The organism is Pseudomonas sp. D3-27 (genome assembly GCF_051132165.1).
Taxonomy (GTDB): domain Bacteria; phylum Pseudomonadota; class Gammaproteobacteria; order Pseudomonadales; family Pseudomonadaceae; genus Aquipseudomonas.
Map to the genome: position 1 here is coordinate 1,404,012 of NZ_CP071667.1, position 23,651 is coordinate 1,427,662.

Here is a 23,651-nt window from a genome sequence, read left to right on the forward strand (position 1 = left end):
CATCGCGAGCAGGCTCGCTCGCGCAAGGGAAACTGTGAAGGCTTCAGGCCAACTCGGTCGCGTAGGCTTGCTCCAGTAACACGGTAAAGCGGTTGAAGGCCGCCAGCGCTCCTTTGTCCGCCTCGGCTTCCTGCTGTTCGGTGAGGGGCAGCGCGTCGAGGATCTGGGTGAAGGTTTTCCAGCCTTCGGCACGCCCGCCCGCCGGTTCTGCCAAGTGTCGGGCACCAACGGTTTCGCTCAGCCCCAGCCCCACGGCGCGCTTGATCAGGAACGCGGCGCCAAGCTTGGAACCCTCGGACACGAACAGCCAGCCGAGGGCTTCGGCCTGGGTTGGGTTTTTCACTGCGCCGGCCACTGGCGGCGGCACTTCGGTGTGCAGGTCCGCCAGGTCGGCCTTGGCCGCTTCGGCGCGGCAGCGCGCGGGCAGGTCGGCAATCAGCGCGGTCAGTTGCGCGTCGTTGTACAGCGCCACCAGTTCCGACTGGAATTGGTACTGGGCGACGACAAAGCGGGCGTAGCTGGCCTGGGTTTCGAATGGGGCGTGAGCCTTGACCAGCGCGTCGAGCTTGCCGTGGGGCTCGTGGGTGATCTGGTTCAGGCGTTGGGAGCGGGAAAGGGTGCGTTGTGTGCTCATAGCAATTCCTTCGAGTGTAATACATCGTGGCGAGGGAGCTTGCTCCCGCTCGGTTGCGCAGCGAGCGTTAGATCTGTGGGCGCTTCGCCCGAAGCGTCGGACCGTCCCAGCGGGAGCCTGCTCCCTCGCCACAGGTAACTGTTTTACGTGAAGAATCGGATCAGATATCCCAGATCAGGTTGACCGCGAAGTTGCGCCCAGGGGCGGTCAGGCGGTCGAGGTTGGCCGGGCTCAGCACTGCCGCTTCGCCGACGCTGTCGTAGCCGCGCACGTCGTCCCACAGCCAGTATTTCTTGTCGGTGAGGTTGTAGAGGCCGCCGCTGACGGTGACGTCGTCGGTGACCTTGTAGTACCCGCTCAGGTCGAGGATGCCGAAGCCCGGCGTCTTGAACTGGCTGCTGACGCCGTCAGGAGAGTTGAAGTTGCTGTCGTCGACGCGGTTTTTCTTCTTCACCAGGGTCCAGCTGAGCAAAGTGCCGAACTGCTCCTGGTCATAGCCCAGGCCGAATACGCCGGTCATCGGGTTGATGCTGTTGAGCGGTTCGCCGGTGTCGTCGTTGCGGCCTTGGAGGTAAGCCACCGAACCTTGGGTATAGAGGCCCCGTGGCGCGCCGAACACGTCCAGGTCCAGGCGCCCCTTGGCCTCGATGCCCTTGATGGTGGCGTGCTTGATGTTGTTGCTCTGGAAGGTCAACTGGTCCGCGCCAGGGGTAATGGCGTCCTCGTTGATGAAATCGCGGTACTTGTTGTAGAACACCGCCACGTCGAACGAACCGGAGTCGAAACGACCGCGCAGGCCGGTTTCGTAGCTCTTGCTTTTTTCCGGCTCCAGGTCGGGATTGGGTTCCACGCTGTAGCCCGCGTCCGGGTTATCGAAGCGCCCGTACAGAGCCTTGGCGGTCGGGGTGCGGAAACCCTCGGCGTATTGGCCAAACCAGGTGTATTGGTCGGTCAGGGCGTAAGTCAGCCCGAACTTGGGCGAGACGCGGTGCCAGGTCTTGTTCTCATCACTGACTTTACCGCCGGCGGTAGGGTCAACGGTGCTGAGGAATTCTTCGGTCAGGTGTGGCTTGAGCTGGGTGTAGTCGTAACGCAGCGCCGGTGTGAAGGTCCATTTTTCCCAGCTGATCTGGTCCTGGGCGAACAGGCTGTAGGTGTTGATGGTCGGGTCCGGGAAGTCACTGGCTTTTGCCAGTACGTCCCGCGTGCTGATGGCGCCGACGGCGGCACAGCCCACGCCGACCGCCAGGCACACGCCATTGCCGCTGCGCGAACCGGTGACTTTCTGCTGTTTGAGCGTGGTGCCGTAGGTCAGCGTGTGATCGGTGTCGGCAATGCTGAATGACTTGTCGACTTGCGCATCAAGCACCCACTGTTTTTCTTCATACAGGGTCTCTCGCGTGCGAAGGACCCTACGGGTGATCGGGAAGTAGAATTCGGCGGTGCTCTGGTCGGTCTTGGCGACCTGGTGGTTCAGGCTCCACTTGATGTTATCGGCCAGCAGGCTGTCGAGCGCGAAGCTGTGCTCCAGGCCGAAACGTTCGCGGGTGATGGTGTCGTTGCCGGTGCGCCACTGGTACATGCCGCCCGGCAGGATGGAGGCGGGAATGGCCGGTTGGCCGTTGGCGTAAGGACCGCCGTAGGCGCTTTTCAGATCGGTGTCACGGTCGTCCTTGTACTTCTCGTAGACCAGGCTCAGGCGTGCGTCATCGTTGTAGTTCCAGCCGAGCTTGGCCAGCACGTTGTTGGCGCGCACGTCCTGCGGGTTGGCCGCGGTGCGGTCCAGGCCGGTGCCATTGTTGCTGCCGTAGGATTCGGTTTCATGGCCGTCGCGCTGGCTGTAGTGCAGCAGGCCGTCGAAGGGCCCGCTGCGACCGGCGATGGTGGCGGACTTGAGCCAGCTCTCGTCGACGGAGCTGTAGCCAGTCTTCAGGCGCGCGCCAACATCCTTGCCCGGCTTGATGATGTCATCCGCATCGAGGGTGAAATAACTCACGACGCCACCAATGGCGTTGCTGCCGTACAGCACCGAGGCCGGTCCGCGCAGGATCTCCACGCGCTTGATGATCTCCGGGTCGACATAGTTGCGCTGGGTCTTGGCGTAGGGGCCGTTGAAGAAACCGCCGGGCACTTCCACGCCGTCGACCTGGGTCAGGATGCGGTTGCCGTCGATGCCGCGGATGTTGTAGCCGCTGATGCCGCCGCGCTCGCCCGCGCCGCCCACCGATACGCCGGGCTCGTAGCGCACCAAGTCCTTGATGGTGTTTACGTTGTTACGGTCCAGTTGCTGGCGATCATGAACGGAAACGGTGCTCGGTACGCGGGTGATGTCCTGTTCTTGACGGGTGGCGCTGATGGTCACCTGCTGCAAGTCCAGCACGTTGCCCGCGCTGCGTTTTTCCAGAACGATGTTATTGCTGCCCAGTTTGCGGTAGCGCAAGTCGGTCCCCACCAACAGGCGCTCCAAGGCTTTCTCCGGCGACAGCGAGCCGTTGACGCCCGGCGAGGCGATGCCTTCGGCCAGTTCAGCCGGCAGCCCCACCTGCCAGCCTGTGACGGCAGTGAACGCGTTGAGCGCGGAGACCAAGGGCTGCCGGGCGATGTTGAAGCTGTAGTCGCCCATGTTGTGCGCGGGCGGTTGGCCAGCGGCGGCAAGGGCGGCCGGCGCGGCACCGGCCATCAGGATGGCGGCGGTCAGCAATGAAAGTGCGCGGGAAGGGGCGGGTAACCGGCAAGTAAGGCGAGAGGACATCGATAGCGCTCCGTGTCGCATCTGTTATAGGTGCAGATCGGCATCGTGGAGATGCGAATCAATTGCATTGGCTATAACGAGACGAACCAGCGGAGGCTATCGAGTAAAAATAATTCTCATTTAGTTCAAAATCACCAGCGCCGGGAATTCCTGCAGGCGCGCGGAGGTGATCTGGGCCAGGGAGCGGACCACGTCCAGGGGCTGGTCGAGGCGGTAGTTGCCCGTCACCGCGACGTTGGCCAGCCGTTCGTTGGTGTTGATGATCCAGCCTGGGTAGTAGCGTCGCAACTCCGCCAAGACCTGGCTCAGCGGACGGTTCTCGAACACCAGTCGGCCCTGCACCCAGGCAAGGTCGGTGCCGGCATCGAGCCGTGCCGGGCGGTCGAAGCCATTGGGGCCGATGCGGATGCTTTCGCCAGCCGACAGCCGCACGTGGGTGTCGTAGCGGGTGGCCCGCAGGTCGACGTCGCCGCGCTGCACCTGGACTTGCGCGACGCCATCCACGTAGCGCACGGCGAACGAGGTGTCGCTGACGCTGGCGGTGACCGGGCCTGCGTCCAGCTCCAACGGCAAATGACGGTTGGCTGGCACCTCGAAGAAAGCTTCGCCCTTGTAGAGCCGGGCCACCTGCCGTTGGTTGTCGAATGAGCTGGAGAAGGCCGAATCGGTATTGAGCAGCACCTTGGAGCCGTCTTCCAACTGCAGGCGCTGGCGTTCACCGACCACGGTCAGGTGGTCGGCCTGGAAGCGCAGGGGCAGGTCGCTGAAATTGAACAGTCCCAGCAACAGCACGGCGGCGGTGGCCAGGGGTTTCCAATGGGCGCGCAGGCGCGACAGCGTGGTGATCTTTGGCCGGTCCCTCAGTTGCCGGGCGCTTTCGATTATCTGCGGGCCGTTCCAGATCGCCTGGGCCCTGGCGAACGCTTCGCCATGGCGTGGATCGGCCGCCAGCCAGGCCTGGAAGTGTCGGCGCTGCTCCTCGCTGGGGCTGTCGAGCAGGATCAACCAGTCCAGCGCCTGATCCATGGCGTGGGCGGTGTCCTGCGCCTCGGCGGCTTCAGGTGGGCGATGGTTGTCCGTCACGGTGGATTCTCATTATTGGCGGCAAGCACACGCTACAAGCCGCAAGCGGTAGCTGGCAAGCCCACATCCCGCTTGCGGCTCGAAGCTTGTGGCTTGCCGCTTGTATTCACGGGTTGCGTTCGGCCACGCCCACGCAGATGGCCATGATCAGTTTCAGGTCTTTTTGCACCGTGCTCAGGGACACGCCTAATCGTTGCGCGATGTCCTGGTAGCTGTGGCCATGCAGCCGGCTGAGAATGAAGATCCGCTGTTGACGGGGGCTGAGGGATTGCAGGCTGACGTTGAGGCGTTCGAGCATTTGCGCGGCGTGGGCGGCATCTTCGGCGCTGCTTTGAGGGGCGACGACGTTGTTCACGATGTCCAGCGGCACGTCGTCGACCAGGGCCCGCGACTGGATCCGCCGCGCGCGCAGATGATCCAGCGCCAGATTGCGGGCGGTCTGGAAAACAAAGGGTTCGAGATGATCGACGGTGCGTTCGCTCAAGGCGCGGGTGACACGCAGGTAGGTTTCCTGCAGCAAGTCTTCGGCGGTGCTCGGGTTGTTGACCATCCGCTCGAGGGTGCGCAGCAGCGGGGTACGCTGGGCGAGAAAAATGTGGTGAAAACGCGATTGACTCACGATAGGGCCCGATCCGGTTCGAGTAGATGATAATGCTTATCATCTACGTCGATGGTCAAGCCTTCATTTCATGAGTGTTGAAACCCTGTGGGAGTGAGTTCGCCAGCGATAGCGGTGGTCCAATCACCCTATGATCCAGGCTGACCGGACGCTATCGCGCGCAAGCTCGCTCTCACAGAAAAGCTTCCTGCTGCTGGGCAGTTACTCCGCGTTACACAACGCCAGGCAGTTATCCAGCATGCGGTTGGAGAAGCCCCATTCGTTGTCATACCAGGCCAGCACCTTGAGCAGCTTGCCGCTGGCTTTGGTGTGGTTGGCATCGAAGATCGACGACAACGGGTTGTGGTTGAAATCGCTGGAGACCAACGGCAGGGTGTTGTAGCCGAGGATCTTGGAGTGCTGGCTGGCCTGCTTGAGCAGTGCGTTGACTTCATCGGCCGACGCTTCGCGCTTGAGTTGCACGGTGAGGTCCACCAGGGAGACGTTGATCACCGGCACGCGCACGGCCATGCCGGTCAACTTGCCCGCCAGTTCCGGCAGCACCAGGCCCACGGCTTCGGCGGCGCCGGTCTTGCTCGGGATCATGTTCTGGGTGGCCGAGCGGGCGCGGTACGGGTCGCTGTGATAGACGTCGGTCAGGTTCTGGTCGTTGGTGTAGGCATGGATGGTGGTCATCAGGCCGCTTTCGATGCCGAGCTCGCGGTGCAGCACCTGGGCCACCGGGGCCAAACAGTTGGTGGTGCACGACGCGTTGGAAATGATCTGGTGGGACTGGCGCAAGATGTCATGGTTGACGCCGTACACCACAGTGGCATCGGCGCCCTTGGCCGGGGCCGAGATAATCACTTTGCGAGCGCCGGCACTGATGTGGGCGGCAGCCTTGGCGCGGTCGGTAAACAGACCGGTGCATTCAAACACCACATCGATCTTTTCGGCGGCCCAGGGCAGCTCGGCCGGGTTGCGGATGGCACTGACCGAAATGCGGTCGCCATTGACCGTCAGGCTTTCGTGATCGTGCTGCACGTCGGCATCGAAAGTGCCATGCACGGTGTCGAACTTGAGCAGATGAGCGTTGATCGCACTGTCGCCCAGGTCGTTGATGGCGACGATCTGCAGGTCGCGACGATAGCCTTGGGTATACAGTGCGCGGAGGACGTTGCGGCCGATGCGGCCAAAACCATTGATTGCGATTCGAAGAGTCATTAACTGCGCCGCCATCGATTTGTTGTTGGAATTACAAGATTATTCGCATAAAAATAGAAAACAAGCCTTTTTAGTGGCAATATTTTGTTTTATCTACAACGAGTGACCTGAATCAACTGGTCCGATTGGTCAAAAACCGTTTGTCGCCTTGTCTTTCACCGGGTGTGCAACGGGCTTTGAACCAGCATAGACAATCAGGTCGCCACACCCGCTAGCCTGGAGTTCTACACATGCATCCCCGCGTACTTGAGGTCACCGAACGGCTTATCGCCCGCAGTCGCGCTACGCGCGAGGCTTACCTTGCACTGATCCGCGGTGCAGCCAGCGACGGGCCGATGCGCGGCAAGCTGCAGTGCGCCAACTTCGCCCATGGCGTGGCCGGTTGCGGCACTGAAGACAAGCACCACCTGCGGATGATGAACGCCGCCAACATCGCCATCGTGTCGTCCTACAACGACATGCTCTCGGCCCACCAGCCCTACGAAACATTTCCAGAACAAATCAAGAAAGCCCTGCGCGAGATCGGCTCGGTTGGCCAGTTCGCCGGCGGCACGCCCGCCATGTGCGACGGCGTGACCCAGGGTGAGGCGGGGATGGAACTGAGCTTGCCGAGCCGTGAAGTGATCGCACTGTCCACGGCGGTGGCGTTGTCCCACAACATGTTCGACGGCGCGCTGATGCTCGGCATCTGCGACAAAATCGTCCCTGGCCTGATGATGGGCGCGCTGCGCTTCGGTCATCTGCCGACGATCTTCGTGCCCGGCGGGCCGATGGTCTCGGGCATTTCCAACAAGGAAAAAGCCGACGTACGCCAGCGCTACGCCGAGGGCAAGGCCAGCCGTGAAGAGCTGCTGGAATCGGAAATGAAGTCCTACCACAGTCCGGGCACCTGCACGTTCTACGGCACCGCCAACACCAATCAGTTGCTGATGGAAGTGATGGGCCTGCATTTGCCGGGCGCTTCGTTCGTCAACCCGAACACGCCGCTGCGCGATGCGTTGACCCGTGAGGCCGCGTTCCAGGTGACGCGCCTGACCAAGCAGAGCGGCAACTTCATGCCCATCGGCGAAATCGTCGACGAACGCTCACTGGTCAACTCCATCGTTGCACTGCACGCCACCGGCGGTTCCACCAACCACACCCTGCACATGCCGGCCATCGCCATGGCGGCGGGCATCCAGCTGACCTGGCAGGACATGGCCGACCTCTCCGAAGTGGTGCCGACCCTCAGCCACGTCTACCCGAACGGCAAGGCCGACATCAACCACTTCCAGGCGGCGGGCGGCATGTCCTTTCTGATCCGCGAATTGCTGGAAGCCGGCCTGCTCCACGACAACGTCAACACCGTGCTCGGCCATGGCCTGAGTCGCTACACCCAGGAGCCGTTCCTGGAGGATGGCGAGCTGGTGTGGCGCGACGGCCCGACCGAAAGCCTCGACGAAACCATCCTGCGTCCGGTGGCCCGTGCCTTCTCCCCAGAAGGCGGGTTGCGGGTGATGGAAGGCAACCTCGGGCGTGGGGTCATGAAGGTTTCGGCCGTGGCCTTGGAAAACCAGATCGTCGAAGCGCCGGCCATGGTCTTCCAGGATCAGCAGGACCTGGCGGATGCGTTCAAGGCGGGTCTGCTGGAGAAGGATTTTGTCGCGGTGATGCGCTTCCAGGGCCCGCGCTCCAACGGCATGCCGGAGCTGCACAAGATGACGCCGTTCCTCGGCGTGCTGCAGGACCGTGGCTTCAAGGTGGCGCTGGTCACTGATGGACGCATGTCCGGGGCATCCGGGAAAATCCCGGCGGCCATTCATGTCAGCCCTGAAGCTTATGTCGGCGGCGCGTTGGCGCGGGTGCAGGAGGGCGATATCATCCGCGTCGATGGCGTCAAAGGCACCTTGGAGCTGAAGGTCGACGCCGAGGAATTCGCCGCGCGCGAACCGGCCAAGGGCTTGTTGGGCAACAACATCGGCACTGGTCGCGAGCTGTTCGGTTTCATGCGCATGGCCTTCAGCTCGGCAGAGCAGGGCGCCAGCGCCTTCACTTCTGCCTTGGAGACGCTTAATTGAAACTGGCTTTGGTCGGTGACATCGGTGGGACCAACGCGCGTTTCGCCCTGTGGAAGAACCACAACCTGGAGAATATCCAGGTGCTGGCGACAGCGGATTACGCCTGCCCGGAAGATGCCATCGAGGTTTACTTGAATGGCATGGGAATGAAACCGGGCGCCATCGGTTCGGTGTGCCTGTCGGTGGCCGGCCCCGTGAGCGGCGATGAGTTTCGTTTTACCAACAATCACTGGCGCCTGAGCAACCTGGCGTTCTGCCAGAGGTTGCAGGTGGAGAAACTGTTGCTGGTCAACGACTTCTCCGCCATGGCCCTGGGCATGACCTGCTTGCGTCCGGATGAGTACCGGGTTGTCTGCCAGGGCACGCCGGAGCCGATGCGCCCGGCGGTGGTGATCGGCCCGGGCACCGGGCTGGGCGTCGGTACGCTGCTGGACTTGGGCGAGGGCCGTTTTGCGGCGTTGCCAGGGGAGGGCGGCCATGTCGACCTGCCGATGAGCAGTCCGCGCGAGACCCAGCTCTGGCAGCACATCTACAACGAGATCGGCCACGTCAGCGCCGAAACCGCCCTGAGCGGCAGCGGCCTGCCCCGTGTCTACCGGGCGATTTGCGCGGTGGACGGTCATGACCCGGTGCTCGATACCCCCGAGTCGATCACTGCCGCCGGGCTGGCCGGCGACCCTATCGCCCTGGAAGTGCTCGAGCAGTTCTGCCGATGGCTGGGCCGCGTGGCCGGCAACAACGTACTCACGGTGGGCGGGCGTGGTGGCGTGTACATCGTTGGCGGCGTGGTCCCGCGGTTTGCCGATTTCTTCGTCGAAAGCGGTTTCGCCAAATCCTTCGCCGACAAGGGCTGCATGAGCGATTATTTCAAGGGTATTCCGGTCTGGCTGGTGACGGCGCCATACTCCGGCCTGATGGGCGCGGGCGTGGCGTTGGAGCAATCCTCCACGATTTGAAATTGGAAACCGCTCCTGTGGGAGCGAGCTTGCTCGCGATGATGGAGTGTCAGTCGCCATTGAGATTGACTGATACACCGCTATTGCGAGCAAGCTCGCTCCCACAAGGGGCTCTGTAGTGTTTGTAAAACCCGGCCATCAGGCATAATCGCCCCCAATCCACACAACAAGGACGAGGCCCCGTGAGTGCAGTGAACAAATCGATTTTGTTGGTCGACGATGACCAGGAGATTCGCGAACTGCTGGACACTTACCTCAGCCGTGCGGGTTTCCAGGTGCGCACCACGCCTGATGGCGCCGGGTTTCGCCAGGCCTTGAACGAGGCGCCAAGCGACCTGGTGATCCTCGATGTGATGCTGCCCGATGAGGACGGTTTCAGCCTGTGCCGCTGGGTTCGCGAACATCCACGCCAGGCCCATGTGCCGATCATCATGCTCACCGCCAGCTCCGACGAAGCCGACCGGGTCATTGGCCTGGAATTGGGTGCCGATGATTACCTGGGCAAGCCGTTCAGCCCGCGTGAATTGCAGGCGCGCATCAAGGCGCTGCTGCGCCGGGCGCAGTTCGGCCAGGAGCGGACGGGCGGCGACGTGCTGGCCTTCGACGAATGGCGGCTGGACATGGTCAGCCATCGGCTGTTCCACGCCGACGGTGAAGAGGTGATTCTCTCCGGTGCTGATTTTGCCCTGCTCAAGTTGTTCCTCGACCACCCTCAGGAAATCCTCGACCGTGACACCATCGGCAACGCCACGCGTGGGCGCGAACTGATGCCCTTGGACCGGATCGTCGACATGGCGGTCAGTCGCCTGCGCCAGCGCCTGCGCGACACGGAAAAGCCGCCGCGGTTGATCCGCACGGTGCGCGGCAGTGGTTATCAACTGGCGGCCAGTGTGGTTGCCAGCAATGGTCACTGAAGCGATCAGGAAAGTCGTGCGCCGGGTGCCCGTGCCACGCTCGTTGCTGGGGCGGATGCTGCTGCTGACGCTACTGGTGGTGCTGTTCGCCCAGACGCTGTCCAGTCTGATCTGGGTCTCCCAATTGCGCGCCACCCAGCTTGAAGGCCTGGTCACCAGCGCGCGCAGCCTTGCCCATTCGATGACCGCCACTGTCAGTTATCTGCGCTCGCTGCCGGTGGCGTACCGGCCCCTGGTGCTGGACCAGTTGCGCAGCATGGGCGGCACACGCTTTGTCGTCACCCTCAATGACAAGCCGCTGGGCATGGACGTGCTGCCCGTGACGCCGCGAAAGCTGGCGGTGCTCCAGGCCGTGGATGACGTGCTGCGGCGCTCCCTGGGCAGCAGCGCCGACATCTCGGTCAAATTCGTTAGCCCTGAAGACCTGCGGATTTTCAACGGCGGGCTCAAGCTCGACGAGCTGCCGCGATCATGGGCCCATTACGCCTTGACGCTTGAGCCGGTGAATCCGCCGGTCCTGGTCACGCAAATCCAGATGGCGCCGGGTGAATGGCTTTACATCGCCTCGCTGCTGCCCGAACCCTATACCAGCCTCGAAGAGCAGGATCTGCCCAAGCAACAGGTGGGCTTCATCGTGCTCACCAGCAGCCTGTTGCTGTTGTTCATCGGCTTGCTGGTGCATTGGCAGAGTCGACCATTGAAACGCCTGGCCCGAGCGGCGCGGGACATGTCCCTCGGTGCCGAAGTGGAACCGGTGGCCGAGGGTGGCGGCAGCGAAGTGGTGGAGGTGGGCCGGGCTTTCAATGCCATGCGCGAGCGCATCAGCCGCTATTTGACCGAGCGCAGCCAGTTGTTCAGCGCCATCTCCCACGATCTGCGCACGCCGATTACCCGGCTGCGGTTGCGGGTCGAGCTGCTGGAGGATGAAAACCTGCAAGCCAAGTTCGGCCGAGACCTGGATGAGCTGGAGCTGTTGGTCAAGGGGGCGCTGCAATGTGTGAAGGACACCGACATCCACGAAAACATCGAGCCGGTGGACCTCAACCATGTGCTGGATTGCCTGGTAGAGCCTTATCTGGCGCCCAACGGCAACGGCCGAGTGACCCAGGATGGCCGGGCGCTGGCGCCGTATCCCGGCAAGCCGCTGGCCCTCAAGCGGTGCATCGGCAACCTGATCGACAACGCCTTGAAATACGGCCAGAGAGCCCATTTGCACATCGATGATGATGAGTCGGCGTTCATTCTGCACGTCGATGACGAAGGCCCGGGCGTACCGGAACAACGCCTCGAACAAGTCTTCGAGCCGCACTTTCGCCTGGCCGGGCAGCAGCAGGGGTACGGCCTGGGGCTGGGTATCGCACGCAACATTGCCCACAGCCATGGCGGTGAGGTGAGTTTGCAGAACCTGCGCGAGGGTGGGTTGCGGGTGACGTTGCAGTTGCCTCGCAGCGTGGATTGATTAGACCGCGTTATCGTTCGTCGCGAGCAGGCTCGCTACCACAGGGGATCTGCGTCAAACAGGATATGCGCGTCAATGAAGTCCAATGTGGGAGCGAGCCTGCTCCGGGCGGCGTTCCGACGGAGGCGCCCATCGCTTCAACACATATCCATGCCAATGTCACAACTCGGTGACATAACTCGCCCCTTTCGTTACCTGCCGTCAACCCTCCCTTGTTTAGACTCCCTGCGTCAAAACAACAAAAAAGGTATCTCGATGGACACCTTCCAACCGGCGTTCAGCAGTTGGCTGAATGCGCCCGCCCACCAGCAATGGCTTGCCGCAGAAGGCTTGCGTCTGCTGACGTTCGCCAAGGCCTCCAAGCTGCCGGACGGCTTTGGCAACCTGGACGAATTGGGCCGCCTGCCGGCCGATGCCCGGGCCGAAACCATGAATACCGCGCGCATGACCCACAGCTTCGCCATGGCCCACATCCAAGGCCTGCCGGGGTTCGCCGAGCTGGTTGACCATGGCGTACAGGCGCTCATGGGGCCGCTGCGCGATGCCGAGCATGGCGGTTGGTTCGCCAAGACCGATCCGGCTGAAAACGAGACTGGAAAAGCCGCTTACCTGCATGCTTTCGTTGCCCTGGCAGCCAGCTCTGCGGTCGTGGCCCAGCGCCTTGACGCCGAGGCACTGCTCAAGGAGGCGGTGCGGGTCATCGACGAACATTTCTGGTGCGAGGAGGAGGGTGCCCTGCGTGAATCCTTCAACCGCGACTGGTCAGAAGAAGAGGCCTATCGCGGCGCCAACAGCAACATGCACGGCACCGAAGCCTTCCTCGCCCTCGCCGATGCCACGGACGATCCGCGCTGGCTGGCTCGCGCGTTGCGTATCGTCGAGCGGGTGATCCATGGTCACGCGGCCGCCAACGACTACATGGTCGTCGAGCATTTCGACCGCGACTGGCAGCCGCTGCGCGAGTACAACCACGACAACCCGGCAGATGGGTTTCGTCCCTACGGCACCACCCCTGGCCATGGTTTCGAATGGGCGCGGCTGTTGTTGCACCTCGAGGCCGCGCGCGTGCAGATCGGCATGCTGACGCCGGGCTGGCTGGCCCAGGACGCTCAGAAACTGTTCGACCAGAACTGCCGCCATGGCTGGAACGTCGACGGCGCCCCGGGCATCGTTTACACGCTGGACTGGGACAATCGCGCCGTGGTTCGCCATCGCCTGCACTGGGTGCATGCCGAAGCGGCAGCGGCGGCCAGTGCCTTGCTCAAACGTACCGACGAGGCTCGATACGAAGCGTGGTACCGGCGCTTCTGGGAATTTTGTGACAAACATTTCATCGATCGCTGCAACGGCAGCTGGCATCACGAGCTCGACCCGCAGAACCGCCCCAGCGCCGACATCTGGCCGGGCAAGCCGGACCTTTATCATGCCTGGCAAGCGGTATTGATCCCTCGTCTGCCGTTGGCCCCGAGCATGGCGTCAGCCTTGGCGCGGTTGTCCGATCCTGCGCCTGTGTAACCATGTCGTGACATATCCACGTCCCTTCGTTACCTGCGAAGGGATAACCCCTGATTAGAATCCATGCAGCGCAAGCACCAGACTTGCATGCATAACAACAAGAAAGGTACTTCTAGATGAATGGGATTTCTCGCCTCGCTACTGTCATTTCTCTTGCTTCCTTGCTTCCCGTCGCAGCATTCCCTGTCAGCGCCCTGGCCGCCGAATCGAAAGGTTCCGTGGAAGTCGTCCACTGGTGGACGTCGGGCGGTGAAAAAGCCGCGGTCGATGTGCTCAAGGCTCAAGTAGAAAAAGACGGTTTTACCTGGAAGGACGGCGCCGTCGCTGGCGGTGGCGGTTCTACCGCCATGACCGTGCTCAAGAGCCGCGCCGTGGCCGGCAACCCACCGGGCGTTGCCCAGATCAAGGGCCCGGACATCCAGGAATGGGCGACCACCGGCCTGCTCGACACCGACGTCCTCAAGGACGTTTCCAAGGCAGAAAAGTGGGACAGCCTGCTCGACAAGAAAGTCTCCGATACCGTGAAGTACGAAGGTGACTACGTAGCCGTGCCGGTGAACATCCACCGCGTCAACTGGCTGTGGATCAACCCGGAAGTCTTCAAGAAAGCCGGTATCACCAAGAATCCAACCACCCTCGAAGAATTCTACGCCGCCGGCGACAAGCTCAAGGCCGCGGGCTTCATCCCCCTGGCCCACGGTGGCCAGCCTTGGCAGGACAGCACCGTGTTCGAAGCGGTGGTGCTCTCGGTCATGGGCGCTGATGGCTACAAGAAAGCACTGGTCGACCTGGACAACAAAGCGTTGACCGGCCCGGAAATGGTCAAGGCGCTGACCGAGCTGAAGAAAGTCGCGACCTACATGGACGCCGATGGCAAGGGCCAGGACTGGAACCTGGAAGCGGCCAAGGTCATCAATGGCAAGGCCGGCATGCAGATCATGGGTGACTGGGCCAAGAGCGAGTGGACCGCCGCCAAGAAAGTCGCCGGCAAGGACTACGAGTGCGTAGCGTTCCCGGGTACCGAGAAGGCCTTCACCTACAACATCGACTCCCTGGCGGTGTTCAAGCAGAAGGATGCAGGCACTGCGGCGGGCCAGCAGGACATCGCCAAGGTCGTGCTGGGTGAGAACTTCCAGAAAGTCTTCAGCATCAACAAGGGTTCGATCCCGGTGCGTAACGACATGCTGGCCGACATGGGCAAGTACGGTTTCGACTCCTGCGCCCAGACCGCCGCCAAGGACTTCCTGGCGGACGCCAAGAACGGCGGCCTGCAACCGAGCATGGCGCACAACATGGCGACCACGCTGGCCGTGCAAGGCGCGTTCTTTGACGTCGTGACCAACTACATCAACGACCCGAAAGCCGACCCGGCCGACGCCGCCAAGAAACTTGGCGCAGCGGTTCAGTCTGCGAAGTAACCGCTAACCCCTGTGGAAGCGAGCCTGCTCGCGAAAGCATAGTGTCAGGCAGCAGTGCATGAGCTGATACGACGCCATCGCGAGCAGGCTCGCTCCCACAAGGAACAAACTTGTAGTTTTTCCTGGTACTGGATTTCCCCATGAGTTCTGTTGCTGTGTTCAGCAAGGCCTCGCCTTTCGATGCATTGCAGCGCTGGCTACCAAAACTGGTGCTGGCGCCGAGCATGTTCATCGTCCTGGTGGGCTTTTATGGCTACATCCTGTGGACGTTCGTCCTGTCGTTCACGACGTCGACTTTCCTGCCTACCTATAAATGGGCGGGCCTCGCTCAGTATGCGCGGCTGTGGGACAACGACCGCTGGTGGGTGGCCAGCAAGAACCTCGCGGTGTTCGGCGGGATGTTCATCGGCATCACCCTGGTCATCGGCGTGCTGCTGGCGGTGTTTCTCGACCAACGTATTCGCCGCGAAGGTTTCATCCGCACCATTTACCTGTACCCAATGGCGCTCTCGATGATCGTCACCGGTACCGCTTGGAAGTGGCTGCTCAACCCGGGCATGGGCCTGGACAAATTGTTGCGTGACTGGGGTTGGGAAGGCTTCCGCCTGGACTGGCTGATCGACCCCGATCGCGTGGTGTATTGCCTGGTGATCGCTGCCGTTTGGCAGGCCTCGGGCTTCATCATGGCGATGTTCCTGGCCGGCCTGCGAGGCGTGGACCAGTCGATCATCCGCGCCGCGCAGATCGATGGCGCGAGCATGCCGCGCATCTACTGGAAAGTCGTACTGCCGAGCCTGCGCCCAGTGTTCTTCAGCGCCGTGATGATCCTGGCGCACATTGCGATCAAGAGCTTCGACCTGGTGGCGGCCATGACGGCCGGTGGTCCGGGCTACTCCTCCGACCTGCCTGCCATGTTCATGTATTCGTTCACCTTCAGTCGCGGCCAGATGGGCATGGGCTCGGCCAGTGCAATCCTGATGCTCGGTGCGATCCTCGCGATCATCGTGCCTTACTTGTATTCCGAGCTGAGGGCCAAGCGTCATGACTAGTCTCGCTGCGAAACCTTCCATCAGCCGCATCGCGATCTATGCGGTGCTGATTGTTGCGGTACTGCTTTACCTGGTGCCGTTGGTGGTCATGCTGTTGACCAGCTTCAAGACGCCGGAAGACATCAGCACCGGCAACCTGTTGAGCTGGCCGACCGTGGTCAGCGGCATCGGCTGGGTCAAGGCCTGGGCGACGGTCAACGGTTATTTCTGGAACTCGATCAAGATCACCGTGCCGGCCGTACTGATTTCCACGGCCATCGGTGCACTGAACGGTTATGTGCTGTCGATGTGGCGCTTCCGTGGCTCGCAGTTGTTCTTCGGCCTGCTGCTGTTCGGTTGCTTCCTGCCGTTCCAGACCGTGCTGCTGCCGGCCTCGTTCACCCTCGGCAAGATGGGCCTGGCCAGCACCACCACTGGCCTGGTGTTTGTCCACGTCGTTTACGGCCTGGCGTTCACCACGCTGTTCTTCCGTAACTACTACGTGAGTATTCCCGACGCGCTGGTGAAGGCGGCGCGCCTCGATGGCGCCGGGTTCTTCACCATCTTCCGGCGGATCATCCTGCCGATGTCGACGCCGATCATCATGGTCTGCCTCATCTGGCAGTTCACGCAGATCTGGAATGACTTCCTGTTCGGCGTGGTGTTCTCCAGCGGTGACTCCCAGCCCATCACGGTGGCGCTGAACAACCTGGTCAACACCAGCACCGGGGCCAAGGAATATAACGTGGACATGGCGGCGGCGATGATCGCCGGGCTGCCGACCCTGCTGGTCTATGTGATCGCAGGCAAGTATTTCGTGCGCGGCCTCACGGCTGGCGCGGTCAAGGGGTAATCATGGCTACGCTTGAACTTCGCAATGTAAACAAGACCTACGGCGCGGGCCTGCCCGACACCTTGAAAGACATCCAGCTGTCGATCAAAGAAGGCGAATTCCTGATCCTGGTCGGTCCTTCGGGCTGCGGCAAATCGACCCTGATGAATTGCATCGCCGGCCTTGAGACCATCACCGGCGGCGCGATCATGATCGGCGATCAGGATGTCAGCGGCATGAGCCCGAAGGATCGCGACATCGCCATGGTGTTCCAGTCCTACGCGCTGTACCCGACCATGAGCGTGCGCGAGAACATCGAGTTCGGCCTGAAGATTCGCAAGATGAAACAGGCGGACATCAACGAAGAAGTGGCGCGGGTCGCCAAGCTGTTGCAGATCGAGCACCTGCTAAACCGCAAGCCTGGCCAGCTCTCCGGTGGCCAGCAACAGCGCGTTGCGATGGGCCGGGCCCTGGCGCGGCGGCCGAAGATCTACCTGTTCGACGAACCGTTGTCCAACCTCGACGCCAAGCTGCGGGTCGAGATGCGCACCGAAATGAAACTGATGCACCAGCGACTGAAGACCACCACGGTCTACGTCACCCACGACCAGATCGAAGCCATGACCCTGGGCGACAAAGTGGCGGTGATGAAGGACGGGATCATCCAACAGTTCGGCACGCCGAAGGACATCTACAACAACCCGGCGAACCTGTTCGTGGCGAGCTTCATCGGTTCGCCGCCAATGAACTTCATCCCGCTGCGCCTGCAACGCAAGGACGGCCGCCTGCTGGCCTTGCTCGACAGCGGACAGGCCCGTTGCGAGTTGCCGCTGGGCATGCAGGACGCCGGCCTGGAAGATCGCGAAGTGATCCTTGGCTTGCGCCCGGAGCAGATCGTGCTGGCCGGCAACGAGCCGAACGGCATGCCAGCCATTCGCGCCGAAGTGCAGGTCACCGAACCCACCGGGCCAGACACCCTGGTGTTCGTCAATCTCAACGACACCAAGGTCTGCTGCCGCCTGGCGCCAGACGTGGCGCCGCAGCCGGGAGAGACCCTGACGTTGCAATTCGACCCAGCGAAAGTGCTGCTGTTCGACGCCAAGTCCGGCGAACGCCTGGGCGTGGCTGCGCAGCCGCAGGCCGAAGACCGACCTGCCAACGTGGCGCAGTTCAAAGGCCGGTGATGAACAAGTGTGGGGGGAGCAAGCCCGCTCCCACAGGAAGGAGTATGCGACGGGTGGGGACATCCGTCGCAATCGTTGTAAACCGCGTTAGATAAAAACAGTTAATAACAATAAAGACGAGGATGTAGGGATGAAGAAGAAGAACAATGCCCAGCTTATCTGCCAGTTGTCAGCCGTTGCGGCGATGATGCTGGCCGGTAGCGCACACGCTGCCGACGCGTTCAGCGCCGATTCGCAGTGGATGACGGGCGACTGGGGCGGTGAACGGACCAAGCTGATCGAGCAGGGTATCGACATCAAGGCCGATTTCGTCGGTGAGATGGGTGCCAACCTCCACGGCGGCTACAACGATGACAAGACTGCGCGTTGGTCCCAGCAGTTTGGCCTGGGTGTCGCGCTCGACCTGGAAAAACTGGCGGGCTGGAACGATACCGAAGCCAAGATCCAGTTCACTCGCCGGGATGGTCGCAACATTTCCAACGACCGTATCGGTGACCCGCGTGCCGGCACGCTCAGTTCGTCCCAGGAAGTCTGGGGTCGCGGCCAAACCACGCGTCTGACGCAGTTGTGGATCAAGCAGAAGTACTTTGACAGCAAGCTGGACGTCAAGGCCGGTTACTACGGCGTGGGCGAGGATTTCAACACTTTCCCTTGCGACTTCCAGAACCTGGCCTTCTGCGGTTCCCAAGCGGGTAACTGGGCCACCGGCATCTGGTACAACTGGCCAATCATGCAGGCAGCGATTCGGTTCAAGTACAACATCACCCCTGAGCTCTACGCGCAAATCGGTGCGTACAACCAGAACCCTTCGCAACTGGAAAACAACAACCGTTACAAGCTCAGCGGCAGCGGGACCGAGGGTACGCTGATTCCGGTCGAGTTGGTCTGGTCGCCCAAGCTCAACAACCTGCCTGGCGAATACCGTGTCGGTTACTACAAGAGCACGGCCAAGGCCGATGACGTCCGTGAGGACGACAACGGCAACGACGCCGCAACCACCGGCAGCGCCTATCGCAGCCACAGCAGCAAGGACGGCTACTGGTTCGTCATGCAACAGCAGCTCACCACCCACAATGGTGACGCTTCGCGCGGCTTGAACATCGCGGCCAACGCCACCTTCCACGACAAGGACACCAACATCGTCGACAACTACCAGTCGCTGATGTTCGTGTACAAGGGCCCATTCGATGCGCGTCCAAAGGATGACGTGGGTATCGGCTTCGCCCGTATCCATGTCAACGAAGACGTGAAGAAGAACGCCGATCTGACCAACGTAGCCAATGGCGTGACCGATTACGACGATCCGCTGTTTTCGCCGTTGCGCAGCACCGAGTACAACTACGAAATCAACTACGGCTTCCACGTCACCAACTGGCTGACCGTGCGTCCGAACCTGCAATACGTCACTCACCCGGGCGGTGTTGACGAGGTGGACAACGCGCTGGTGGCCGGCCTGAAAATCCAGTCGGTGTTCTGACGCTGTTGCGATAAGCTCTCCTCTATGTGCGCATATTTGCGGACGGCCAAGGCTGTCCGCTTTTTTTTGCGGAGCGATCAATTGTTTGGTTGGGGGCCGAACCTGTGGCGAGGGGATTTATCCCCGCTGGGCTGCGGAGCAGTCCTCAGCTGGCCAACTCGGTGCGTCAGGCAGATTATCTGCAACCTGTTTTGGGGCTGCTCCGCACCCCAGCGGGGATAAATCCCCTCGCCACCAAAACTGTCGCATCAATTGAGAGTTCAGTGATTCCCAGGACTACAGCCCATGCATGAGCATCCGCTACAACGCTTTTTCAGATCCTTGCGCGAGCGTCCGGTGTTTGCGTGGGAGCGCTATCAGCAGCGCGACGTCTTGGTTATTGACCATCCGTTGTGCCAAGCGGTTTTCAGCCGCCAGGGTGCGCAGTTGTTGCACTTCCAGCCGCGAGGCCAGAAACCTTGGCTGTGGTGCGCGGCCAAGTGGCCCCAGGTCGGCGCGATACGCGGCGGGGTACCGGTGTGTTGGCCTTGGTATGGCCGCCATCCGAGTGAAAATGCCTGGCCGTCTCATGGTTGGGCGCGGCTGATCGATTGGAAGTTGCTCGACAGCGCCAGCGATGACGATGGCGTGCATCTGCATTGGCAATTGCAGCTGTGCGACTGGCAAGTGGACCTGCATGCCGACTTGGGCGACCGCATGGAATTGCGCTTGAGCACCGAGCATCAAGACAGCCTGCCTTGCCAATTGAGCCAGGCCTTGCATGCCTATTGGCGCATTGGTGACGTTGGCGAGGTAGCGCTGTCTGGACTCGAAGGCGCGCAAGGTTACGACCAGTTGAACCGTGCGGTTTGCCGGCAGGAAGGCGAGTTGCGGGTCGAGGGCGGCTGTCAGCGAGTGTTCCAGCATGAAGGAGAGTTGCAGCTCAAGGATCACGCCTGGCAGCGGGAATTGTGCATCGACACCGGTGAAAGCGCCGACACGGTGGTGTGGCATCCCGGTACACGGCCGTTGCTGGGCGTGAGCTGGGATGAGGTCAACGAGTTCGTTTGCGTCGAAGCGGCCAGTGGCGGCACCGACAGCCTGAGCCTGGCGCCCGGGGAGCGGGCGCATTTGAGTTTGCAGGCGCGGGTAGGGGCTTAGCTCTGGATCTACGGTGTGGCGGCTGCCGTCATCGCGAGCAAGCTCGCTCCCACACAGGTTCTCTGGCGTTCACAAAACCCCTGTGGGAGCGAGCTTGCTCGCGATGACGACCTATCAGGCACCAAAAGTTCCGGAACGAATCAGTTGAACTCATCCCCAACCGGATACCGGCTGGCATTGAGGCTTTCCTTGATCTTGCGCAGGTGCGGCTGGAAGTCCACCCCGCGGCGCAGGGTCATGCCGGTGGCGAGCACGTCCAGTACGGTGAGCTGGATGATCCGCGAAGTCATCGGCATGTAGATATCGGTGTCTTCGGGCAGCGGAATATTGAGGCTCAAGGTGCTGGCCTTGGCCAGTGGCGAGCCCTCGGCGGTCAGGCCGAGTACCGATGCGCCGTTTTCCCGGGCGATACGCGCGACTTCCACCAGTTCGCGGGTACGACCGGTGTAGGAAATGATCACGAACAACTCACCGGTATGGGCCACCGAGGCGATCATGCGTTGCATCAGCACGTCGGCGTGGGCGGTCACTGCCAGGTTGAACCGGAAAAACTTGTGCTGGGCATCCAGCGCCACCGGAGCCGAGGCGCCGAGGCCGAAGAAGTGGATCTGCCGGGCCTGGATCAGCAGGTCGACCGCGCGGCTGATCAAATTTGGATCAAGGGCCTGGCAGGCACTGTCCAATGAGGCAATGGCGCTGCCAAAGATTTTCTGGGTGTAGGCTTCAGGGTTGTCGTCGGCTTCCACTGCGCGGCTGACATAAGCCGCGCCGCTGGCCAGGCTTTGGGCCAGTTGCAGCTTGAGTTCCGGGTAACCGCTCACGCCGAACGAGCGGCAAAAGCGGTTGACGGTCGGTTCGCTGACCGAGGCCGCCTGGGCGAGGGCGGCAATGCTGAAGCGGGTAGCCTGCTGTGGGTTGAGCAGGATCACCTCGGCCACCTTGCGTTCGGCCTTGTTCAGGTCTTCCAGGCGACTCTGGATCTGCTCCAGTAGATTTCGCACGCGGTCCATACAGGATTCCTAGAGAGACGGGTCTTTGATACGACCCTTTGCGGTGGCCTATCCTACTGATGGCTCCGACGGACCACCACTCGGAATCGGTATTTTCGGAAAATGTTGTAGTTATTACTACATTTTTCCTTGAGTGATGCCTTGAAAAAAGGTATTTGTAGCTTAACTTGATAAAAGAACAAACATCATGCATTCGATTACGGTTGAACCGTGTACTTTTGCCTTGTTCGGCGCGTTGGGCGACCTGGCGCTACGCAAGCTGTTTCCTGCCCTTTACCAGCTCGATGGCGCCGGCTTGTTGCACGAAGACACGCGGATCCTGGCGCTGGCCCGTGAACCGGGCAGCGAACAACAGCATCTGGCGTTCATCACCACCGAACTGCGGCGTTACGTCGGTGATAAAGACCTCGACGAATCCGTGATCGAACGCTTCCTGGCGCGGCTGACGTACCTGCACGTGGATTTTCTCAAGGCGGACGATTACGTCGCGCTTGCCGAGCAGGTCGGGCTGACGCAGCAACAAGTCATTGCCTATTTCGCCACGCCGGCGGCGGTCTACGGCGCGATTTGCGAGAACCTGGCGAAAGTCGGCCTCAGCGAAAACACCCGTGTGGTGCTGGAAAAGCCCATCGGTTCGGACCTCGAATCGTCGCGCAAGGTGAACGACGCCGTGGCGCAGTTCTTTCCGGAGAACCGCACTTACCGCATCGACCATTATCTGGGCAAGGAAACGGTACAGAACCTGATCGCGCTGCGGTTCGCCAACAGCCTGTTCGAAACCCAGTGGAACCAGAATTACATTTCCCACGTGGAAATCACCGTGGCCGAGAAGGTCGGGATCGAAGGGCGCTGGGGCTATTTCGACAAGGCCGGCCAACTGCGGGACATGATCCAGAACCACCTGCTGCAGCTGTTGTGCCTGATCGCCATGGACCCCCCGGCGGACCTTTCCGCCGACAGCATCCGTGACGAGAAGGTCAAGGTGCTCAAGGCCTTGGCGCCGATCAGTCCGGAAGGCCTGACCACCCAGGTGGTGCGTGGCCAGTACATCGCCGGCCACAGCGAAGGCAAGGCGGTGCCCGGCTACCTCGAAGAGCCGAATTCCAATACCCAGAGCGACACCGAGACCTTCGTTGCCCTGCGCGCCGATATCCGCAACTGGCGCTGGGCCGGGGTGCCGTTCTACCTGCGCACCGGCAAGCGCATGCCGCAGAAGCTGTCGCAGATCGTGATTCACTTCAAGGAACCGTCCCACTACATCTTCGCCCCCGAGCAGCGCTTGCAGATCAGCAACAAACTGATCATCCGCCTGCAACCGGACGAAGGGATTTCCTTGCGGGTAATGACCAAGGAGCAGGGCCTGGACAAGGGCATGCAGTTGCGCAGCGGTCCGCTGCAACTCAACTTTTCCGACACCTACCGCAGCGCACGGATTCCCGATGCCTACGAGCGGTTGTTGCTGGAAGTCATGAACGGCAATCAGAACCTGTTTGTTCGTAAAGATGAAATCGAAGCCGCGTGGACGTGGTGTGACCAGTTGATCGCCGGCTGGAAGAAGTCTGGCGATGCGCCCAAGCCTTATGCCGCTGGGTCATGGGGGCCGATGAGCTCCATTGCACTGATCACGCGGGATGGGAGGTCATGGTATGGCGATATCTGAATTGAAACTGCCCCAGGGTGTCACTGCCCTGGAGTTCAAGAGCCCAGTGGTGCTGGCGGAAAAATTGGCGGTGAACGTGGCGGAGCAATTGCGCGCCGCGATCGATGCCAAAGGCGCGGCGACCTTGGTGGTGTCCGGCGGTCGTAGCCCGGTGGCGTTTTTCCAGCATCTGGCCAAGCAGGCGCTGGACTGGTCGAACGTGGTGGTGAGCCTGGCCGATGAGCGCTGGGTGCCGGTTGAACATGCCGACAGCAACGCCGGCCTGCTCAAGCGTTATCTGCTTCAAGGGGCTGCGGCCAAGGCCCAGTTCCTGAGCCTCTACAGCGCCAGCGCCAATCTGGAAGCCGCCGCCGAGCAGGCGGATCGCCTGCTCGCCGAGCTGCCGCCGATCGACGTGCTGATACTGGGCATGGGCGATGACGGGCATACCGCGTCGCTGTTTCCCGACAGCCCGAATCTGGCCGAGGCCCTGGATAAGAATGGTGCTCGCCGCTGCTGGCCGATGCTCGCGCCGACGGTCCCACACCAACGCCTGACCATGAGCCGCGCCTTGCTGGCGTCGGCCACGCACAAAGTGCTGTCTATTTCCGGTCAATCGAAACTGACCACCCTGAATGCCGCGGTGTCTGGTGACGATGTCGCCGAGATGCCGATCCGCGCATTTCTGCAACCTACGTTAGAGATTTACTGGTGCCCATGAACCAAGGATC

At 61.6% G+C, this 23,651-nt stretch carries 19 protein-coding genes; 13 read left to right on the plus strand and 6 right to left on the minus strand.

From position 1 onward, the window contains the following. Positions 1-43 precede the first annotated feature (43 nt). The 5 genes from J3P92_RS06640 to gap all read right to left on the minus strand — a co-directional run bounded on the left by J3P92_RS06640 (position 44) and on the right by gap (position 6,291). Positions 44-634, minus strand: a complete 591-nt coding sequence (locus J3P92_RS06640; protein ID WP_434650147.1) for a biliverdin-producing heme oxygenase — start codon at positions 632-634, stop codon at positions 44-46. A 160-nt stretch (positions 635-794) separates the two neighbouring features. Further along, complete coding sequence (locus J3P92_RS06645) at positions 795-3,386, minus strand: TonB-dependent receptor (protein WP_434650148.1); 2,592 nt, start codon at positions 3,384-3,386, stop codon at positions 795-797. A 120-nt stretch (positions 3,387-3,506) separates the two neighbouring features. Next, positions 3,507-4,469, minus strand: coding sequence for a FecR family protein (locus J3P92_RS06650; protein WP_420764346.1), 963 nt, complete (start codon positions 4,467-4,469; stop codon positions 3,507-3,509). 106 nt (positions 4,470-4,575) lie between these two features. Beyond that, positions 4,576-5,088 (minus strand): RNA polymerase sigma factor, encoded by a 513-nt coding sequence (locus J3P92_RS06655; RefSeq protein ID WP_434650149.1) that lies wholly within the window; start codon positions 5,086-5,088, stop codon positions 4,576-4,578. Between the two features lie 201 nt (positions 5,089-5,289). Beyond that, positions 5,290-6,291: a type I glyceraldehyde-3-phosphate dehydrogenase gene (gene gap / locus J3P92_RS06660; RefSeq protein WP_039593774.1), complete on the minus strand. Its 1,002-nt coding sequence runs from the start codon at positions 6,289-6,291 to the stop codon at positions 5,290-5,292. A 230-nt stretch (positions 6,292-6,521) separates the two neighbouring features. On the opposite strand from gap, the gene edd reads away from it, so the two are divergent. From edd to J3P92_RS06715, 11 genes are all read left to right on the plus strand, one after another. Continuing rightward, complete coding sequence (gene edd, locus J3P92_RS06665; protein WP_434650150.1) at positions 6,522-8,348, plus strand: phosphogluconate dehydratase; 1,827 nt, start codon at positions 6,522-6,524, stop codon at positions 8,346-8,348. Then, positions 8,345-9,304 (plus strand): glucokinase, encoded by a 960-nt coding sequence (locus J3P92_RS06670; RefSeq protein ID WP_420764393.1) that lies wholly within the window; start codon positions 8,345-8,347, stop codon positions 9,302-9,304. Before edd ends, J3P92_RS06670 begins: the two co-directional genes overlap by 4 nt. Positions 9,305-9,486: 182 nt before the next feature. Continuing rightward, entirely contained in the window at positions 9,487-10,218 is a 732-nt protein-coding gene (locus J3P92_RS06675) for a response regulator (protein WP_420764394.1), read from the plus strand. Continuing rightward, positions 10,208-11,677 (plus strand): ATP-binding protein, encoded by a 1,470-nt coding sequence (locus J3P92_RS06680; protein ID WP_420764395.1) that lies wholly within the window; start codon positions 10,208-10,210, stop codon positions 11,675-11,677. The genes J3P92_RS06675 and J3P92_RS06680 overlap by 11 nt, the downstream gene beginning before the upstream one ends. A gap of 255 nt (positions 11,678-11,932) precedes the next feature. Then, positions 11,933-13,192 (plus strand): AGE family epimerase/isomerase, encoded by a 1,260-nt coding sequence (locus tag J3P92_RS06685; protein WP_434650151.1) that lies wholly within the window; start codon positions 11,933-11,935, stop codon positions 13,190-13,192. Between the two features lie 116 nt (positions 13,193-13,308). Then, positions 13,309-14,610, plus strand: coding sequence for an ABC transporter substrate-binding protein (locus tag J3P92_RS06690; RefSeq protein WP_434650152.1), 1,302 nt, complete (start codon positions 13,309-13,311; stop codon positions 14,608-14,610). 140 nt (positions 14,611-14,750) lie between these two features. Beyond that, entirely contained in the window at positions 14,751-15,659 is a 909-nt protein-coding gene (locus J3P92_RS06695; protein ID WP_030139360.1) for a carbohydrate ABC transporter permease, read from the plus strand. Next, positions 15,652-16,491 (plus strand): carbohydrate ABC transporter permease, encoded by an 840-nt coding sequence (locus tag J3P92_RS06700; protein ID WP_420764398.1) that lies wholly within the window; start codon positions 15,652-15,654, stop codon positions 16,489-16,491. The genes J3P92_RS06695 and J3P92_RS06700 overlap by 8 nt, the downstream gene beginning before the upstream one ends. Before the next feature lie 2 nt (positions 16,492-16,493). After that, positions 16,494-17,654, plus strand: a complete 1,161-nt coding sequence (locus J3P92_RS06705) for an ABC transporter ATP-binding protein (RefSeq protein WP_434650153.1) — start codon at positions 16,494-16,496, stop codon at positions 17,652-17,654. A gap of 130 nt (positions 17,655-17,784) precedes the next feature. Beyond that, complete coding sequence (locus tag J3P92_RS06710; RefSeq protein WP_420764400.1) at positions 17,785-19,131, plus strand: carbohydrate porin; 1,347 nt, start codon at positions 17,785-17,787, stop codon at positions 19,129-19,131. Between the two features lie 285 nt (positions 19,132-19,416). After that, positions 19,417-20,271: a D-hexose-6-phosphate mutarotase gene (locus J3P92_RS06715; RefSeq protein WP_420764401.1), complete on the plus strand. Its 855-nt coding sequence runs from the start codon at positions 19,417-19,419 to the stop codon at positions 20,269-20,271. Between the two features lie 140 nt (positions 20,272-20,411). Here the strand turns inward: J3P92_RS06715 and J3P92_RS06720 are convergent, their stop codons facing one another. Then, positions 20,412-21,272 (minus strand): MurR/RpiR family transcriptional regulator, encoded by an 861-nt coding sequence (locus J3P92_RS06720; RefSeq protein ID WP_181289374.1) that lies wholly within the window; start codon positions 21,270-21,272, stop codon positions 20,412-20,414. 196 nt (positions 21,273-21,468) lie between these two features. On the opposite strand from J3P92_RS06720, the gene zwf reads away from it, so the two are divergent. Together zwf and pgl are read left to right on the plus strand one after the other, a co-directional pair. Continuing rightward, a complete protein-coding gene (gene zwf / locus J3P92_RS06725; protein ID WP_434562672.1) occupies positions 21,469-22,941 on the plus strand; it encodes a glucose-6-phosphate dehydrogenase in 1,473 nt (490 codons plus the stop codon). After that, on the plus strand, positions 22,928-23,641 hold the full coding sequence (gene pgl, locus J3P92_RS06730; RefSeq protein WP_434562674.1) for a 6-phosphogluconolactonase: 714 nt from the start codon (positions 22,928-22,930) through the stop codon (positions 23,639-23,641). Before zwf ends, pgl begins: the two co-directional genes overlap by 14 nt. Positions 23,642-23,651: the final 10 nt, after the last annotated feature.